A 17,319-nucleotide genomic window follows, 5' to 3' on the forward strand; every position below is an offset into this window, starting at 1 on the left:
CGGCGAGTTGCTTGTTCGAGGCGTCCCCGAGGGGGCGCCTCTCGCCTTTTAAGCGACAAGGCCCGAACAATCTTGAGGCCTGGATTGGCAGCCCTGGACGTTTGTGCGAGAGGATGCGCCCTTCGTGGACCGCCCCACCGCGCTGGACCTGGCCTTCCTGGATCTCGAGACGCCGCAGGCGCCCCTGCACGTCGGCTGGACGTTGCGGTTCGGAGGCGTCGCGCACGCGCAGGGTCGGGACGTCGGTGGCACGCCGACCGTCGCGGCGTTGCGCCGCCACCTCGACGCGCGGCTGCACGCCGTCCCGCGCTTTCGCCGCCGGCTGGTGCGCCCGGCCCTCGGCGGGCCGTTCTGGGCTGATGACCCGGGCTTCGACGTCGCCCACCACGTCTTCGGGGTGACGCTGGCGGCGCCGGGAGGGGCGGCGGAGTTGCGCGAGGTTGCGGGAGCGCTGGTGTCGCAACCGCTGCCGGAAGACCGCCCGCTGTGGCGGATGTACCTCGTCGATGGGCTGGCCGAGGGCGAGGACAGCGGCGCGTGCGGGTTCGCCATCGTCGGCCAGGCCCACCACGCGCTGATCGACGGCGTCGCCGCGATCGCGGTCGCCCGTCTGCTCTTCGGGCGCCAAGACGAGAGCGCCGCGGCCGACGTCTGGATCCCGTCGGCCGCTCCGGGTGCCGGCGAGGCGCTGCGCGCCACCATCGGGACGCGGGCCCGCGCCGCGGGCGCGGCGGCGCGGGAAGTGGCGGGCGCATTGTGGGGCGAGGCCGCGCCCGACGCCGCCGCCTCTTCCGGAGATCGCGCCACCACCGTCCTGCGTGACGCCGCTCGCGCGCTCGACGGCTTGGCGCGTCCTGCGGCGCCGACGAGCCTGGAGCACTCGCTGACCCCGCGCCGGGCCCTGGCCTACGCCGACGTGTCCTTCGAGGCCGCGCGCGCGGCGGGACGGCGCCGTGGCGCGACGATCAACGACATGCTGCTCGCGGCGGTGGCGATCACCTTGCGCGGCGCGCTGCGCCGGCGAGGCGAGGCGCCGGAGACGGTCCGCGCGCTCGTGCCGGTAAGCGTCCGCGCCGGCGAGGACCCTGCGCTGGGCAACCGCATCTCGTTCCTGGGTGTCGAACTACCGGTGGGCGAGCCCGACGTCGAGCGCGTGCTCAAGCTCATCCGCGCGCGAACGGCCGCAGCCAAGACGGGCGGCGACGCCGGCCTCCTGGAGGCGCTCGGCCGCGCCGCCGACGCGCTGCCCGGCCCGGGACGGCGGCTGGTCGCGCGCTCGGCCCTGCGCGCGGTGCCGTTCACGCTCGTCGTCTCCAACGTCCCCGGGCCGCCGACGGAGCTGTCGCTGCTCGGCCGGCCGCTGCTCGGCGTGCATCCAATGGTCCCGCTGCTGCACGGCCACGCGTTGACGATCGGGGCGGTCTCCTATGCCGGACGGCTGCAGCTCGGGCTGGCGGCCGACGCCGAGGTCGTCGAGGACGTGGCGGCGATCGCCCGCGACCTCGAGGCGGCGTTCGAGGCCTTGTGCCAGCCGGCACGCACGGCAGCGAGGCCGGGCGCCGTCACGCCCTGGCGCGCGCGGGCCCAGGCGCGCCGTCAGCGGGCGGCGAACCGGTAGACCGCACCGGTCTGGGAGACGACGTAGACGCGGCCGGCAGCATCCTGGCCGAAGGAGTCCAGACCGCTGATGGTGGGAAGTCCGGGGATCGGCTGGTCGCCGCTGGCCTTGCCGCCGGAGAGGCGGGCGCTGCGCAGCTGGCCCTTGCAGTAATCGCCGTAGACGTAGCGGCCGTAGAGGCCTCCGACCGCGCGGTCGCGCACGATGTAGCCGCCGGTGATCGAGCACCAGCCGTCGTCGTGGCTCTTGGTGATGACGGGGAACTTCGCGCCGGGCGCCGGCTCGTTGAAGTTGCGGTGGCGCCCTTCGTAGGGGCGCCAGCCGAAGTTGGCGCCGCGCGCGGTGCCCTTGCGGGCGAAGTCGATCTCCTCGACGGCGTCCTGGCCGACGTCGCCGATGACGAGGTCGCCGTTGGCACGGTCGAACGAGAAGCGCCAGGGGTTGCGCAGGCCGTAGGCGTAGATCTCGGGCAGCGCGCCGGCGCGGTTGACGAAGGGGTTGCTCGACGGCGCACTGAACGGCTTGTCGCCGCTGGCACGAGGATCGATTCTCAGGATCTTGCCCAGCGGGGAGCGGAGGTTCTGTGCGTTGCCGCGGGCGCCGTGCTGGTCGTTGCCGCCCCCGCCGTCGCCGGTGCCGACGTAGAGGAAGTTGTCGGGGCCGAAGGCGAGCTGGCCGCCGTTGTGGTTGGGCTCGGGATCGTCGTGGACGAAGACGGTGCGAGCGCTGGCAGGGTCGGCGAGGTCGTCGGACTTCCGATGGAACTCAACCAGATGCTCCTTGGTGTCCTTGCCGGTGAAGTAGACATAGAACAACCCGGAGCGTGCGTAGTCGGGCGCGAAGGCAAGGCCGAGCAGCCCTTGCTCGCCACCAGCCGTGACCTGACTGCGGATGTCGAGGAACGGCGTCGAGAGCTTGCGGCCGACGCGGACGACGTCGATCTCCCCGCCTTGCCCGACGACGAAGATCCGCCGCTTGTCGGCCGGGGGCGCGGTGACGTAGAGCGGCTGGTCGAAGCTGCCGACCTTGACGAGCTTGACGCCACGGTTCGTGGCGGCCGGCGTCGCCACGGTCGTGGTCCCGTCGGCGGTTGCAGTGTTCGCGTTCGCTCCGGCGCCGTCACCATCGCTGCCGCAGGCGACGAGGGTCGCGGCCGCGACGGCGGCTGCCAGCAGGAGGGCGCGGGGCGACATCGGTCGGAGGATGTTAAACGGCCCGCCCACCCCGCCGACCCCGCCGGTCGCTCAGCCGCGGCTGGCGGCGGCGCTGCCGGCGATGTCGATGCGCGGTCCGAGGAACTTCGGCTGCGCGCCGGTGACGATGTCGCCGACGGCCTTGGTGCGCGCGAAGACCTCGCGAACGCGCGCGACGGTGCCCTTGCTGCCGTAGCTGCTCCCGCTTCCGGCCTCGAGGCCGTAGGCCGTCAACCCGGCGCGGCGGGCGAGCCACAGCGCACGCGGCATGTGAAACGGCTGGGTCACGACGACCACGCTGTGGACGTTGAAGACCTTGCGAGCCCGGACGACGCTGTCGAGCGTGGCGAAGCCGGCGTGATCGGTGAAGACGTCGCCGTCGGGCACGCCGAGCCGGACGAGCTCGTGCCGCATGGCGTTGACCTCGTCGTAGTCCGGGCGCCCGTGATCACCGGACGCCAGCACCTTGTCCACACGGCCCTCGCGATACAGCGCGGCCGCGGCACGGATGCGGTCCTCGAGCATGCCGGAGGGCCGGCCGTCGGGCGCCACCAACGCGCCGAGCACCAGCGCGGCCTGGGCATGCGGCACGGCCCGCGGATCGGTCTTGGCACCGCGACCGCCGAGCAGCACGACGACGTTGGCCACGCCGACGACAAGGGCAAGCAGCGCCACCATCCCCGCGCCGCCGAGCAACGTCCGGACCACCACGCGCCGGTCAAGCATGCCGATCAGTCTAGTCCGGCGCTCGTACGGCGCTCGCGTGGACGTCTGCGGTCAGCGGGGTCGGAGACCGCAGACCACCAGCTCGACGGCGTGCGCGAGCCCCGCGTCATCGGGCGGGCGGCGGCTGACGATCGAGGCGTGGAAGATCCAGCCGGCGAGCAGCTCGGCCACGACGCGCCAGTCGGCGTCTTCGCGCAGCTCGTTGCGTGCCTTCGCACGGTCATAGACCGGCCGACCCTGGTCGAAGCGGAAGTCGGCGAAGTCGCGCAGCCGCTCGGCGACGGCGACGTCCTGGCTGGCCTCGCCAAGGAGCGCGGCCCCGACCGACGATGGCGAGCTCGGCGCGATCTCCGCCCGCACGAGATGGGCGACGGCGAGCAGGTCACCGCGAAACGTCCCGGTGTCGGGCAGGGCGACGGGCGCATCACGCGCCGACTGGCTCATCGCATCGAGCACGAGCAGCGCCTTGTTGGCGTAGCGCCGGTAGATGGTGGTCTTGGCCACCCCGGCCTCCGCCGCCACCCCCTCGACCGTCAGCCCGTGGTAACCCGCCTCGTCGAGCATCCGGCGCGTCGCAGCGAAGATGGCCTGATCGGCCTCCGCGCTCCTGGGCCGCCCGCGCGCCGGCGTGGCATCAGTGGCCATCTGGCGACTCTAACGTCGGCCGACGGACGCCGCGCGCGACAATGATGGGGATGCAGCCTTTGTCCACCCCCATCGCCGCTGGCACCTCCACGGGGCCAGACCCCGCAATGGATGGGCAACGGGATGCGGTCCGCGCGGTGCGTGTCGCGCTGGACGGCGACGTTCCGGCAGCGCACGCGGGGCTGCTGATGCGGGAAGACGCCCGGCCGTTCGCGCTGGTGGGTCGCTGGGCGGGCGCGACGGCGTTGGCCGGCGGTGAGCCGGTGCGTATCGCCGACCCCAAGCGCGAGGATCCCTTCGCGCTGCTCGACGAGCAGCCACCGCTGCGCGGTGAGCTGCCGGCAGGCTTTGTCGGCGGTGGCTGGTTCGGTGCGCTGGGCTACGGCCTGGGCCATCGGCTGGAGACGCTCGGGCCGCCGCCTCCCGCACCGGCCGACGAGCGGTTGCCGGCGGCGATGCTCGCGTTCTATGACCATGTGCTGCGCTGCGACGCCGACGGCCGCTGGTGGTTCGAGGCCCTGTGGAGCGACGCGCGGGCCGGTGTACTGGAGCAACGCCGGGCGGAGCTGTCGACGCGGGTGGCGGCAGGCGTCGACGGACCGCGGCGGGTCGTGTCCGGGCCGTGGCGCGCGAGCCCCTCGCCGGCCGCGCATGCCCGCGCGGTGGAGGCATGCCGCGAGCGGATCGCCGCAGGCGATCTCTTCCAGGCGAACCTGTCGCTGCGGCTGCACGCAAGCGTCGAGGGCGAGGCCGTCGACCTGTTCACGCGGGGCGTCGAGGCGCTGGCACCGGATCGCGGGGCGTGGCTGGCCGGGCCGTGGGGTGCGGTGGCGAGCCTGTCGCCGGAGCTGTTCGTGGCGCGGACCGGCGACGTCATACGCACGGCCCCGATCAAGGGGACGCGACCGCGCCCGGCGGATGCGACGGCTGCCGAGGCGCAGCGGGTCGAGCTGGCCGGCGCGGCGAAGGACCGTGCCGAGAACATCATGATCGTCGACCTGATGCGCAACGACCTCGGCCGCATCAGCGAGCCGGGGTCGATCGCGGTGACGGCGCTGGCGGAGGTCCGGCCGCACGCCGGCGTCTGGCATCTCGTCAGCGAGGTGGGTGGCCGGCGGCGTCAAGATGTAGGTGATGGCGCGATGGTCGCGGCGCTGTTTCCGCCGGGCTCGGTCACTGGCGCGCCGAAGCTCGCGGCGATGGACGTCATCAGCACGTTGGAGAGCACCGCGCGACAGGCGTTCTGCGGTGCGATCGGCTTCGCTAGCCCGGCCGCGGGCCTCGAGCTGAGCGTGGCGATCAGGACGTTCGAGCTTGTTGATGGCCATGCCTGGCTCGACGTCGGCGGCGGCGTCGTCGCCGACTCCGACCCTGCCGCCGAGGCCGCCGAGGCGCTGGCCAAGGCCGGGCCGCTGCTGGCAGCGATCGGCGCCGAGCTGGAGGGAGCGACAGAGGGTGGCGCCAGGGCAGCGGTGCACCTCCCACTCGTTCCCCCGCGCCTCGGCGCCCATCCCGTCCCGCGTCCCGATCCGGTCGCCGGCGTGCTCGAAACCATCCTGGTACTCGACGGGCAGGCCGTGGCGGTGGAGGCGCACCTGGCGCGGTTGGCCGACGCCGCTGCGGCGCTCCACGGCGTCACCCTGCCCGACGCGCTCGCCGCGCTCGTCCGTCACACCGCACTCGAGCAGGGCGGCCCGTGCCGCTTGCGCGTCTTGCTCGATCCCACCGGTGAGATCGGCCTGCAGGTCGCGCCGCTGCCGGCGCCCGGTGACGGGACACAGCGCCTGGCGCCCGTCGTCGTGCCCGGCGGCCTGGGCGATCGGAAGTGGCGTGACCGGCAGCTGATCGACGCGCTCGATGATCGCGCGACGGAGATCGGTGCCGTCCCGTTGCTCGTCGACCTTGACGGTGGCGTGTTGGAGACGACGCGGGCCAACGTTCTGGCGTGGATCGACGGCACGCTCGTGACGCCACCGCTGGACGGCCGGATCCTGCCGGGCGTGACGAGGGCACGTGCGTTGGCGTGGGCGGAGGACTTGGGCATCCCAACCGCCGAGCGTCCGCTCGACCTGACCGAGCTCGGCACCGCTGACGCCATCTTGACCACTGGCGCGCTGCGCGGCCTGGAGCCCGTCACCGCCCTCGGCGATCAGCCGGTTCCGTCGCCTGACGCCCGCATGCGGACGCTGATGACCCAGTTCCCACCGTTGCGGTAGTGACCAAAGGCTCCTGTTCCCGGACCATCGCGCTGCGGCCACGGTTCCGGTACCCCCTTGTCGGGCCGTGGCCGCAGCTGAACTTCGGTGCCCTTAGAACGCTGTCGCCAGCGCAAACGGAAAGACGGGGCCGGCGCCCTTCTGCCGCAGTTGGCCGGCCACCATCGCCAGCGTCCAGCCGCTGAAGCGGATGTCGTCGACGAGCAGCACCGGCTCGGAGCGCATGGCGCCGGCGACCGCGAAGGCCCCACGCACGTTGGCGACCTGCTGGGGCGCGTTGGCCATCTCGCGCTGCGGCGGCCCGTCACTCACGCGTTGCAGCACCGGCGCGAACGGCAGCCCAAGCGCCCCCGCCAGCCGCTGCGCGAACTCCGGCACGAGCGGACCCGAGCGCAGCGACGGCACGGCGGTCACCCAGCGCACCGGCGCACCCCAGCTCCGCACGGACTCCGCAGCAGCGGCGACCAAGTCATCGTCAAAGCGTCCGCCGGCTCGTCCGCGCTGCACGAGTGGATCCCAGCCCCCATCCCCCAGCCGCGCGAGCGCACGCCCCTCCTCGGCACGCACCTCCTCGGGCACCTTCTTCATCCGGCCCTCGGCGTCGGGCGCCATCTTCTTGACGTCGAGCACCACCGGGCGTGACCGCAGATGCAGCGCGCCGTCGCGCACGAGGATCGGATCCAGCGGCCCGTCGAACCGCGGGCCGGTGCAGACCGAGCAGCGCCCACAATCTCGGGGGTCCGGATCATCGAGCTCCTCCTGCAGCGCGCGCATCAGGCAACGGCCGTCGGAGCCGAACGCGGCCATCGCCGCCTGCTCGCGCCGCCGCAGCTCGGTGATGCGCCCATAGCGCTCGGCGTCGTAGGTCCAGGAGGCCCCCGGCTGCGCGATCCAGCGTGTGCCGACACGGCCGACGGCGCCCTCGACATCCAACACCTTCAACAACCCCTCGATCCGGCTCTTGCCGAGGTTGACCTGCGCCATCAGCTCCTGGGTCGTCCCGCCGTCGCCGCCAACGTCATCCAAGTACCCCAACACGCGATCGACCACCTCGCGGCGCGGAAACGCCTGCTCGATGAAGAAGTCCTGGATGCGCTTGTCCTCGGCCCCGCGCAGCAGCACGACCTCGGCACGGTCGATGCCGCGCCCCGCACGGCCGACCTGCTGGTAATAGGAGATGACCGAGCCAGGCGCCTGGTAGTGCACCACGAAGCCGAGGTCAGGCTTGTCATAGCCCATGCCAAGGGCGCTGGTCGCCACGACCGCCTTGAGCTCGTTGCGCAGCAGCCGATCCTCGACGTCGATGCGCCGATCGGTCTCGACCTCGCCGCTGTAGGCCTCGGCCGCGATGCCACGCCCCGACAGCCACGTGGCGACGAGGTCGGCGTCGCGCTTGGTCAAGGTGTAGACGATGCCCGAGCCCGGCAGCTCGGGCAGGCGCTCGGCCAACCAGGCCAGGCGATCGGCCTGGGACGGCAGGTCGACGACCTCGAAGCGCAGGCTCGAACGGCCCAACGCGCCGCGGTAGGTCCGCAGCTCGCCGGCGTCCCGACCAGCGCTCAGCTGCTCGGAGACGTCAGCCACCACACGGTCGTTGGCCGTTGCCGTCGTGCACAGCACGCCGACGCCGTCGGGGAGTCGGTCCAGCATGTCGCCGATGCGGCGGTAGTCCGGGCGGAAATCGTGGCCCCAGTCCGAGATGCAGTGCGCCTCGTCGACCACCAGCAGCCCGACACGTGCGGCGAAGACCGGCAGCATCTGCTCACGGAACTGTGGGTTGTTGAGCCGCTCGGGGCTGATCAGCAGCAGATCGACGGCGTCGGCCTCCAGCAGCGCGGAGACCTCGCTCCAGGCGTCGCGATTGGTCGAGTTGACCGTGTGCGCCCGCAGCCCGAGCTTGCGCGCCGCGTCGATCTGGTTGCGCATCAGCGCCAGCAGCGGGGAGACGATCAACGTTGGCCCCGCGCCAGCCTCTCTGAGCAGAGCGGTCGCCACGAAGTACACCGCCGACTTGCCCCAGCCGGTCCGCTGCACGCAAAGGACGCGCGCGCGGTCCTCAACGAGATCGCGCACGGCCTCGAGCTGATGCTCACGGAACTGCGCCTGCGGTCCGGCAAGCGCGTGGAGGTGCTGCTCGGCGCGGGTGTCGATGACGGTGCTCATGTGTCTGTCGACGGTAGGGGACAGCACGGCCGACCACCCCGAAACGCGCTCTCACGAAACCGTCTCTCCGCACGTTTGGCACAGAGCGACACGATGCGGTGACGTCCGAACCGTCACGCTCACAACGTCATCAAGCTCATGGCCACGACCACCGTCCAGACCCCGCCACCCACCCGCGCCACCCCCCTCGTCCTCGCCGCCGCGCTGACGACCGTCACGCTCTGGGCATCGGCGTTCGTCGGCATTCGCGCCGCCGGCCACGACTTCTCTGCCGGCGCGCTCTCGCTCGCCCGGCTGGTGGTCGGTAGCGTCGCGCTCGGCGCCCTAGTCGCCGTTCGTCGCGTGCCGCTACCCCCACGCGCCGACGTGCCGCGCCTCGTGCTGTGCGGCGTGCTCTGGTTCGGGATCTACAACGTCGCGCTCAACGAAGCCGAACGCCACGTCGACGCCGGCACGGCCGCGATGCTCGTCAACGTCGGGCCGGTGCTCATCGCCGTGCTCGCCGGCCTGCTGCTCCACGAAGGGTTCCCGCGCACGCTGGTCGTCGGTTGCGCGGTGGCCTTCGCCGGCACGGTGCTCATCGGTGTGGCGACCTCCGACGACGGCCTCACGCCGAACACCGGCACGCTGCTCTGCCTCGTCGCCGCGGTCACCTACGCCGGCGGCGTCGTCACCCAGAAGCCACTGCTGAGCCGGACGTCACCGCTGACGATCACCTGGCTGGCGTGTCTGATCGGTGCGATGTGCTGCCTGCCGTTCGCGCCCCAGCTCGTGGGCGAGCTCGGCGACGCCAGCGGCGAGGGCCTCGCGTGGACCGCCTATCTCGGGCTCTTTCCCACAGCGATCGCGTTCACGACGTGGGCCTACGCGCTGTCGCACACGAGCGCCGGGCGGATGGGATCGACGACCTACCTCGTGCCGCCGCTGGCGACCCTGATGGGCTGGGCGTACTTCGGCGAGACGCCGCCGTCCCTCGCGATCGCCGGCGGCGCACTCTGCCTCTCGGGCGCCGCCCTGGCCCGCCGCGGGCGTTGAGCCCCGGACGCACGACCGCGCGCGAGCGACGCACGAGACTAGGCTCGACGGCACATGACCGAGATCCTCCGCCTCGCCGCCTTCACCGACATCCCAGACGGCGGCAACCCTGCAGGCGTCGTGCTCGACGCGACGGCGCTCGACGGCTCGGCCATGCAGACCATCGCAGCCGAGGTCGGCTACTCGGAGACCGCGTTCCTCACGCGCATCGGCACCGACCGCACCTACGACGTGCGCTACTTCAGTCCGGCGGCCGAGGTGCCGTTCTGCGGGCACGCGACGATCGCGACCGCCGTCGCGCTCGCCCAGCGCGACGGTGCCGGCGACCTCGTCCTCAGCACCCAGGCCGGCCCGGTTGCCGTGCGGACACAGGCCGAAGGCGAGGACGTCACCGCCACGCTCACCAGCGTCACGCCGCACGTCGAGCCACCGCTGACCGACGACGAGGTCGCCCCTGCCCTGGCCGCGCTGCACTGGTCGGCCGATGAACTTGACCCGCAGCTCGCACCGCGCATCGCGTTCGCCGGCGCGCGCCACCTCATCCTCGCCGCAGGTACGCGTGAGCGCCTCGCCAACTTGGACTATGACTTCGACGCGCTCAAGACCTACATGTCGGAGCGAGACCTGGTGACGGTCGACCTCGTGTTCCGCCAAGACGCGACGACCTTTCACGCACGCAACCCCTTCCCGGTCGGTGGCGTCGTCGAAGACCCGGCAACCGGCGCCGCGGCCGCCGCGTTCGGCGCCTACCTCCGCGCGCTGGAACTGGTGGCGCCACCTGTGCGGGTCACCATCTACCAGGGCGAGGACCTGGGCCGACCCAGCCTCCTCTTGGTCGACCTCGACGCGGGCGACGGCGGCATCCATGTCACCGGCCGTGCGGTGCGGATCCCGGACCAGCTGGCATGAGCGCCGTCGAGCTTGCGCCCGGCCTGTGGCGCTGGACCACGCGACATCCCGACTGGCATCCCGCCGACGCGTTCGGCACCGAGGTCGCAAGCTTCGCGCTCGTCGCCGGCGACGAGCTGCTCCTGGTCGACCCGCTGCTGCCCGACGGCGACGGCGCCGAGGGCGTCCTAACCCGCCTCGACACTTTGGCCGCGACGGCCAAGAGCACGCACATCCTCATCACGATCGGCTACCACGTCCGTTCGGCCGAGCCGCTCTGCGACCGCTACGCAGCGCACATCCACGGCCCGAAGACCGTCGCCAGCCGCCTCACCGACACCAAGGCCTTCACGATCATCGAGCCCGGCGTCCCCGGCCCGGCCGGCACGATCGCCTATGCCATCGGCAGCCCACGCCGGACCGAGCTTCCGCTCTGGCTGCCATCCCACGCAGCGATCGCCTTCGGCGACGCGCTGGTCACGACCCCCGAGGGCAAGCTGCGCATGTGGGCCCAGAAACCACGCGACGCCCAGCAGATCGCCTTCTACCGCAGCCGCTTCTCTCCGACGCTCGACCCACTCCGCGACCTCCCCGCCGAACGCATCCTCACCACGCACGGCCCCCCAATCCTCAGCAACGGCGCCGCCACCCTCGCATCCGCGCTCAACACCGATCCCTGGTTTCACCACAGCTGATCCGGACATCACCCAACCAAGCGTTGTGCGTATATCAACACACCGTGATACTTTGATGACCTGTGCTGATATTCGCACATTACGTCTAATTGTGCTATTGTGCAGATATGAGCACAGACGTAGCGCGCACGTGGATCGTCCGCTCGCCTGAGGACCTGGGCCGTGCCATCGCCGGTGCCCGGACCCAACGAGGGCTGACGCAAGAAGGACTGGCAACGGAAGCCGACATCGAACGCACCTACCTGGCCCGGCTCGAGGCCGGTGCCTCGCCGCTCGTCCTCGAACGCGCCCTGCGTGCTCTGCGACGCCTGGGCGCCACCGTCACCGTGACGCTGCCGGCCGGCGATGGCAGCCAGAAGTAGGACGCTCGGCGTCTGGCTCGACGGCCTGCGCATCGCCGACCTCGAGCAGCGTCGCCGCCCGGAGATCCGCTGCCGCTACACCGAGCTGGCGCTCGACACATGGCAGCTGAACAGCCCGCTCATCTCCTGCTCGCTGCCGCTCTCAGTGCGCCCGCAGGACGCACGGGCGTTCTGCATCGGGTTGCTGCCCGAGGGCCAAGCCCTCCAGGCGCTTGCCGCCCGCGCGGGCGTCGCGACCAACGACAGCTTCGCCCTGCTCGCGCGCTACGGCCGCGATGTGGCCGGGGCGCTCGTCATCAGCGAGGAGGAGCCGGAGGCGCAGCGCTTCGCGGTGGAGACGTACTCGGCAGACACGCTGGTGGCTGCGGTCAGCGATCTCGACGACCACCCCCTCGGCGTCGACGACGACAGCGAGTTGTCACTCGCCGGCCTGCAGGACAAGCTGCTGCTCGTCGCGCAGCCCGATGGCGGGTGGGCGCGACCGCTCCACGGACGGCCGTCGACGCACATTCTCAAGCGCGACGACCTGCGCTTTCCCGGCCTGGTAGCAGCAGAGGCGCAGTGCCTCGCGCTGGCCCGCGCGCTGGGCCTGACCACCATTGAGAGCGAGTTGGTGGCGCTCGGCGAGACCGATTGCCTGATCGTCTCGCGCTTCGATCGCCAAGAGATCAGAAGCGGCACGGTGCGACGGATCCACCAGGAAGACCTCTGCCAAGCCGTCGGCATCGATCCCGACCAGCAAGGAGGCCGCGCCAAGTACGAGCGTGCCGGCGGCCCTGGGCTGCGCGACATCACCCGCCTGCTCGATACATGGGCCGTCGATGCCCGCGCCGAGCTCGACACCCTCGTCCGCGCCGTCACCTACACCGTGTTGATCGGCAACGCCGACGCGCACGGCAAGAACCTCGCCCTCCTGCATCCGACGCCGGAGACCGTCATGCTGGCGCCGCTCTACGACACGGTGCCGACCGTCCTGTGGTCTCGCCTGCGCAGCGAGGCCGCTATGGCAATCGGCGGCCAGAAGTCCTTGCCCGCGGTGACCCTTGACGACATCGTCGCCGAGGCACGCCGGTGGTCACACCCCGCCGACCGCGCGCGTCATGTCGCCACGACCGCTGTCACCGCCGCGGTCGCAGCGCTGGATGACGGTGTGATGACCTCCGACACGCGCTTGGCTGACACCATCCGCGCCCGGGCAGCGGAGTTGCTTGTCGCGTGAGACCCGCACCGCCGCGGCAGTCCCACCCGCCGAATCCCGATCACATCGGCGACGACGGCCGCGCCATCCCCTCCGCCAGATCGCCGAAGCCCGGGGCGAGGATCGCACCCGGTTGGCCGATGATCTGCTCGGCGACGACCGCCTCCGTGGTCAGCATCAGCGCCGCGACGGAGGCGGCGTGCTGCAACGACAGGCGTGTGACCCGGACGGGGTCGATCACGCCGGACTCGATGAGATCGCCGAAGGCGCCGGTCAGCGCGTTGAGCCCGTGGCCGTCGGGCATCGCCCGGACCTGATCGACGACCGCTGAGCCATCGTAGCCCGCGTTGGACGCGATCCAGAAGAGCGGATCGGCCAGCACCAAACGGACGACATCGACGCCGGCGCCCGCGTCGCCCTCCAGCCCGACATCGGCCAGCGCGCGCTCGGCGCGCAGCAGCGCGGTGCCGCCGCCCGGAACGATGCCCTCCGACATCGCCGCGCGCGAGGCCGCCAGCGAGCCCTCGGTGCGACGCAGCTTCTCCTTGGTCTCGACTTCCGTCGCACCGCCGACGCGGATGACCGCCAGCCGCGACGACAGCCGCGCACGCCGCTCGCGCAACGACTCGATGTCGGTCTCGTTGGTCGCCCGCTCCAGCTCGACCGAGATCTCGTGCATCCGCCCGGCGACCGACGCCTCGGAGCCCGCGCCCTCGATGAAGGTGGTGGCGTCCTCGCTGACAATCACCCGGCGCGCGCGGCCCAGCGTCTCCAGCTCGACCTGCTCCAGCGACAAGCCCGCCTCGGGCGTGATGACGCGCCCGCCGGTGAAGGCGGCCAGGTCCTCCAGGTAGGCGATGCGGCGGTGGCCGAAGCCCGGCGCGCGGATCGCCGTCGCCTCCATCGTCCCGTGCTGGTTGTTCTGCACCAACATGCCCAGCGCCGCCCCATCGACCTTCTCGGCCAGAATGATCAGCGGTTCCGGCCGCCGCATGACCTGACCGATCGCGCCCATCAGCTCCTGCACGGTCGAGATCGGCTGCGTCGTCATCAAGATGTAGGGGTTGTCCAGCACCGTCTCCATCCGCATGCGATCGCGGATCAGGTAGGGCGACAGGTGCCCGTTCTCAACATGCAGGCCTTCGACGAAGTCCACCGTGATGCCCGGCTGGTCGCTCTCCTCGACCGAGACCACGCCCTCCTCACCCACGCGATGCAGCGCGTCGGCGACCGCGTGGCCGATGCGCTCGTCCTCCTTGGCGGCGATCGTCGCGACGTGGCGCAGCAGTGCGACGTCGTCGACGTCAACCGCGCTGCGCAACAGCGCGGCGACCACGAGGTCGACGGCCTCTTCGATGCCGCGGCGCAACATCATGGGGTTGGCACCTTCGTCAAGCACCCGCATGCCCTCGCGGATCAGCGACTGGGCCAGCAGCGTGGCCGTCGTCGTGCCGTCGCCGGTCAGCTCGGAGGTCTTGTCGGCGACCTCGCGCACCAGCTGAGCACCCATGTTGGAGAACTGGTCGCTCAGCTCGATCTCGCGGGCGATCGACACGCCGTCGTTGGTGATCGTCGGGGCGCCCGTCAGCCGCTCGAGCACGACGTTGCGACCCTTGGGCCCCAGCGTGACCTTGACGGTGTCGGCCAGCTCGTCGACCCCGGCCTGCAGCCGGCGGCGCGCATCGCTGTTGAAGTGGATGATCTTGCCCATGGGATGTGGCCTCTCGTGTCAGGCGGCGTCGGCGACGAGGATGCCCCGACCCTGCAGGCGGCCCTGGTCGAGGTCGGCCATGGCGTCGTTGACCGCTTCCAGCGGATAGGTGCTCGTGTGCAGCGTGACCTTGCCCTGCGCGGTCAAGGTCATTAACTCGGCGAGATCGTTGTAGGAGCCGACGAGGTTCCCGATGAAGTTGATCTCGCGCGAGATGATGTCGATGGTCGGCACGTTGATGTTCTCGCCGTAGCCGATGACGTAATAGGAGCCTGCCTCGCGCAGCATCGCGACGCCGTCGGAAATCGCGCCCTTCTCGCCGACGAAGTCGATGATCGCCTCGGCGCCCACGCCGTCGGTCAGCTCGAGGATCGTGTCGACCTGCTTGCCGTCGGCAGCGACGGTCGTGTCGGCGCCGATCTCGCCGGCTAACGCCCGCGCCCGCTCCGACGGGTCGATCACGATGATCTCGGCCGGCGTCATCGCCTTCAGGCACTGGATCCCGATGTGGCCGAGGCCGCCGGCGCCGATCACCACGGCGCGCGAACCCGGATACAGGACGCTGACCGCCTTCTTGACGGCGTGGTAGGCGGTCAGGCCGGCGTCGGCCAGCGCCGCGATGTCCTTGGGGTGCAGGACCGGGTCGAGCTTGACGACCGACCGCGCGCTGGTCTTCAGCAGCTGGGCAAACCCCCCATCGACCGAGATCCCGGGGAACGAGTTGTTAATGCAGTGCACATCGTCGCCCGCGCGGCAGGCGCGGCAGAGCCCGCAGGTGACCAGCGGGTGGACGATGACGGTGTCGCCAACCGCGACGTTGCTGACGTCCGAGCCGATCTCCTGCACCCAGCCGGCGTTCTCGTGGCCGAGCACGTACGGCAGCTCGACGCCGGACTTCTCGGCCCACTGGCCCTCCTGGATGTGGAGGTCGGTGCGGCACAGGCCGGCGCCGCCGACACGCACGATGACGTCGTGGGGCCCGGTGATCGTCGGCTCGGCGATCTGCTCGACGGCGAGCGGCTCGTGGTACTTGTGCAGGCGGGCGGCGATCATGCGAGTGCGGTCTCCTGTGTCGGGTCGGGGACGCCGTGGCGGACGCGCAACAGCGAACGGCAGATGCCGCCGTTGCTCTCCAGGCTCAGGCTCACCAGCCGTGCGCGACGCAGCCACAGCGGCAGGTCCGCGGCGTCCAGCGCGGACCCGCCACCGGCGATCAGCGCCGGGGCATCAGCAGCAACGGGCAAGCCCAGCGCGCGGCGCAAGACGAGGCAGCGCGCCGCCTCACGGGCGATGTCGGCAGGCAGTCCAAGTCCATCAAGATCGACGACGCGCAGCGCGACCACCGCTTCGGCAGACAGGCCACCGTCGGGCGCGGCGCCGCCTTCCAGCAGCGCCGCACACACCCGGCCTTGACGGGCCAGCAGCGCCTTGCGCTGAAAGAGCGCGCGGAGCGCGTCGAGATCGCCGACCGTCTCACCGGGGAATGCGGCGGCGAAGTCGCCACCATCGCCGACGGCCGCGTTGATCTCGGGCCCCGTGTAGTGATCGCCGAGCACGACCGACACCTCGCCCACGCCCGGCAGCGCGCCGACCGCCGCGCGCGCGTCGGACACCATCAGGAATGCGAAGTTCGGCGCGCACTGCGGGGTTGGCAGGCGCAGGTGGACGTCGACGTCGCCACGGCCCGACACCGAGAGGGAGTCGACGAAGCCGAGTGTGGTGATCGGCTCGTCGAGCTCGGGGTCATAGACCGCAGACAGCGCCGCGACCACCTGCGCCCGCCCGACGCCCATTACGCGGCGCCTTCGACCAGCTGCGCATCGTCTCGCGCGGCCGGCGTTCCCGCCTCGGGGGGAAGCTGCAGTTCCTTCGGCACGTCAACGCCATACAACCGCGCCCCGTTGAGCCCGAGGACCTTCTTCTTGGCCTCGGTCGTCCAGCGCGGGTAATCGGAGAACGTGTCGTCGGGGTAGTCCCAGGCGGCCAGCCCTTCGACCTGCCACTTGGGCTCCCAGATGCCGTAGTCGCTGCCGAACAGCATCTTGTCCTCGCCGACCCAGAACAGCAGCTCACCCATGACCTTGGCGAAGAACCGCGGCCGGGCGTACATCAGGCCGCCGATGGCCACCGCCAGTCCGGCGTATACGTTGGGCTCCTGCGTCGCCATGAAGCAGAAGTCCTCGATCCGGGGCAGGCCAACGTGCTCGACGATGAAGTTGAGCTCGGGGTTGTCGGTGGCGGCGTGGTCGACGTCCTTGACGTCGAAGGCGTCCTTGTCCAGCGGCCAGATCGTCGGCCCCTTGTGGACGTGGATGTTCTTGATCCCCAGCTCGAGGCACTTCTCCAGGAAGGGCGCCGCCTCGGGGTCCTTGAGCGTCCAGCCGCGTGAGCTGCCGTACCACTCGGCCGTGTACAGCTTCACGCCAGTGATGCCGTAGCGCTCGTGATCGGCACGGAGCTGCTGCAGCCCGGCCTCACCCTCGCGCGGATCCCAGCGCCCGTTGACGATGAGCTTGCCCGGGAAGCGGTCCAGCAGCGCCGCGTTGTGCTCGATGTCGTTGAACCCGTTCGTGTACCACTGGCGCAGGTACGTCGACTGGAACACCGCCTTGTCGACGTGCCCGTTCTCGAAGACGTCCTTCTCGAAGTCGTCCACCGAGTACTTCTGGAAGTGCTCGATCGACCAGTGCGTCTCCGGCGGCCCCAGGCTCTGATACGCGTGGAAGCACTCGATCCAGCCCTTGGCGTACTGCTCGGCCCCGGGCACCCAGTTCGACGGCCCGGCGTTCCAGTAGTGCATGTGGCTGTCGACGATGAAGTACTTCTCCCCATCCTTTTCATACAAGGCGGCTACCTCGATTCGGCGGTG

The 17,319-nt window shown here is 71.1% G+C and carries 15 protein-coding genes; 7 read left to right on the forward strand and 8 right to left on the reverse strand.

What is annotated here, in order from left to right:
• Window positions 1-124: 124 nt before the first annotated feature.
• Window positions 125-1,618 (forward strand): wax ester/triacylglycerol synthase family O-acyltransferase, encoded by a 1,494-nt coding sequence (locus VGO10_RS20375; RefSeq protein ID WP_327471836.1) that lies wholly within the window; start codon window positions 125-127, stop codon window positions 1,616-1,618.
• Here VGO10_RS20375 and VGO10_RS20380 read toward each other — a convergent pair.
• Genes VGO10_RS20380 through VGO10_RS20390 form a run of 3 tightly spaced genes read right to left on the reverse strand, consistent with a single transcriptional unit; the run spans window position 1,597 to window position 4,182 of the window.
• Window positions 1,597-2,811: a PQQ-dependent sugar dehydrogenase gene (locus VGO10_RS20380; RefSeq protein WP_327471837.1), complete on the reverse strand. Its 1,215-nt coding sequence runs from the start codon at window positions 2,809-2,811 to the stop codon at window positions 1,597-1,599. The genes VGO10_RS20375 and VGO10_RS20380 overlap by 22 nt on opposite strands.
• Window positions 2,812-2,862: 51 nt before the next feature.
• Window positions 2,863-3,537: a SanA/YdcF family protein gene (locus VGO10_RS20385; protein ID WP_327471838.1), complete on the reverse strand. Its 675-nt coding sequence runs from the start codon at window positions 3,535-3,537 to the stop codon at window positions 2,863-2,865.
• Between the two features lie 51 nt (window positions 3,538-3,588).
• A complete protein-coding gene (locus tag VGO10_RS20390) occupies window positions 3,589-4,182 on the reverse strand; it encodes a TetR/AcrR family transcriptional regulator (RefSeq protein ID WP_327471839.1) in 594 nt (197 codons plus the stop codon).
• 137 nt (window positions 4,183-4,319) lie between these two features.
• On the opposite strand from VGO10_RS20390, the gene VGO10_RS20395 reads away from it, so the two are divergent.
• Window positions 4,320-6,398, forward strand: a complete 2,079-nt coding sequence (locus VGO10_RS20395) for an aminodeoxychorismate synthase component I (protein ID WP_327471840.1) — start codon at window positions 4,320-4,322, stop codon at window positions 6,396-6,398.
• Between the two features lie 93 nt (window positions 6,399-6,491).
• Here VGO10_RS20395 and VGO10_RS20400 read toward each other — a convergent pair whose 3' ends face one another.
• Complete coding sequence (locus tag VGO10_RS20400; protein WP_327471841.1) at window positions 6,492-8,561, reverse strand: RecQ family ATP-dependent DNA helicase; 2,070 nt, start codon at window positions 8,559-8,561, stop codon at window positions 6,492-6,494.
• Between the two features lie 138 nt (window positions 8,562-8,699).
• On the opposite strand from VGO10_RS20400, the gene VGO10_RS20405 reads away from it, so the two are divergent.
• From VGO10_RS20405 to VGO10_RS20425, 5 genes are all read left to right on the forward strand, one after another.
• Window positions 8,700-9,596 (forward strand): DMT family transporter, encoded by an 897-nt coding sequence (locus VGO10_RS20405; protein ID WP_327471842.1) that lies wholly within the window; start codon window positions 8,700-8,702, stop codon window positions 9,594-9,596.
• A gap of 54 nt (window positions 9,597-9,650) precedes the next feature.
• A complete protein-coding gene (locus VGO10_RS20410) occupies window positions 9,651-10,505 on the forward strand; it encodes a PhzF family phenazine biosynthesis isomerase (protein ID WP_327471843.1) in 855 nt (284 codons plus the stop codon).
• The gene (locus VGO10_RS20415; protein WP_327471844.1) at window positions 10,502-11,179 is read left to right on the forward strand and encodes a hypothetical protein; all 678 of its coding nucleotides are present in this window, start codon (window positions 10,502-10,504) and stop codon (window positions 11,177-11,179) included. Before VGO10_RS20410 ends, VGO10_RS20415 begins: the two co-directional genes overlap by 4 nt.
• Before the next feature lie 107 nt (window positions 11,180-11,286).
• Window positions 11,287-11,541 carry a helix-turn-helix transcriptional regulator gene (locus VGO10_RS20420; RefSeq protein ID WP_327471845.1) on the forward strand — a complete coding sequence of 85 codons (255 nt, stop codon included), beginning with the start codon at window positions 11,287-11,289 and terminating at the stop codon, window positions 11,539-11,541.
• On the forward strand, window positions 11,525-12,760 hold the full coding sequence (locus VGO10_RS20425) for a HipA domain-containing protein (RefSeq protein ID WP_327471846.1): 1,236 nt from the start codon (window positions 11,525-11,527) through the stop codon (window positions 12,758-12,760). The genes VGO10_RS20420 and VGO10_RS20425 overlap by 17 nt, the downstream gene beginning before the upstream one ends.
• Window positions 12,761-12,800: 40 nt before the next feature.
• Here the strand turns inward: VGO10_RS20425 and groL are convergent, their stop codons facing one another.
• From groL to VGO10_RS20445, 4 genes are read right to left on the reverse strand one after another with little or no spacing between them, the layout of a single operon-like run.
• Complete coding sequence (gene groL, locus VGO10_RS20430; protein ID WP_327471847.1) at window positions 12,801-14,450, reverse strand: chaperonin GroEL; 1,650 nt, start codon at window positions 14,448-14,450, stop codon at window positions 12,801-12,803.
• A gap of 18 nt (window positions 14,451-14,468) precedes the next feature.
• A complete protein-coding gene (locus VGO10_RS20435; RefSeq protein ID WP_327471848.1) occupies window positions 14,469-15,503 on the reverse strand; it encodes an NAD(P)-dependent alcohol dehydrogenase in 1,035 nt (344 codons plus the stop codon).
• A complete protein-coding gene (locus VGO10_RS20440) occupies window positions 15,500-16,243 on the reverse strand; it encodes an iron-sulfur cluster assembly protein (RefSeq protein ID WP_327471849.1) in 744 nt (247 codons plus the stop codon). Before VGO10_RS20440 ends, VGO10_RS20435 begins: the two co-directional genes overlap by 4 nt.
• Window positions 16,243-17,295 (reverse strand): amidohydrolase family protein, encoded by a 1,053-nt coding sequence (locus tag VGO10_RS20445; protein WP_349258971.1) that lies wholly within the window; start codon window positions 17,293-17,295, stop codon window positions 16,243-16,245. Before VGO10_RS20445 ends, VGO10_RS20440 begins: the two co-directional genes overlap by 1 nt.
• Window positions 17,296-17,319 lie beyond the last annotated feature (24 nt).

It is taken from the genome of Baekduia sp. (genome assembly GCF_035996765.1).
Taxonomy (GTDB): domain Bacteria; phylum Actinomycetota; class Thermoleophilia; order Solirubrobacterales; family Solirubrobacteraceae; genus Baekduia.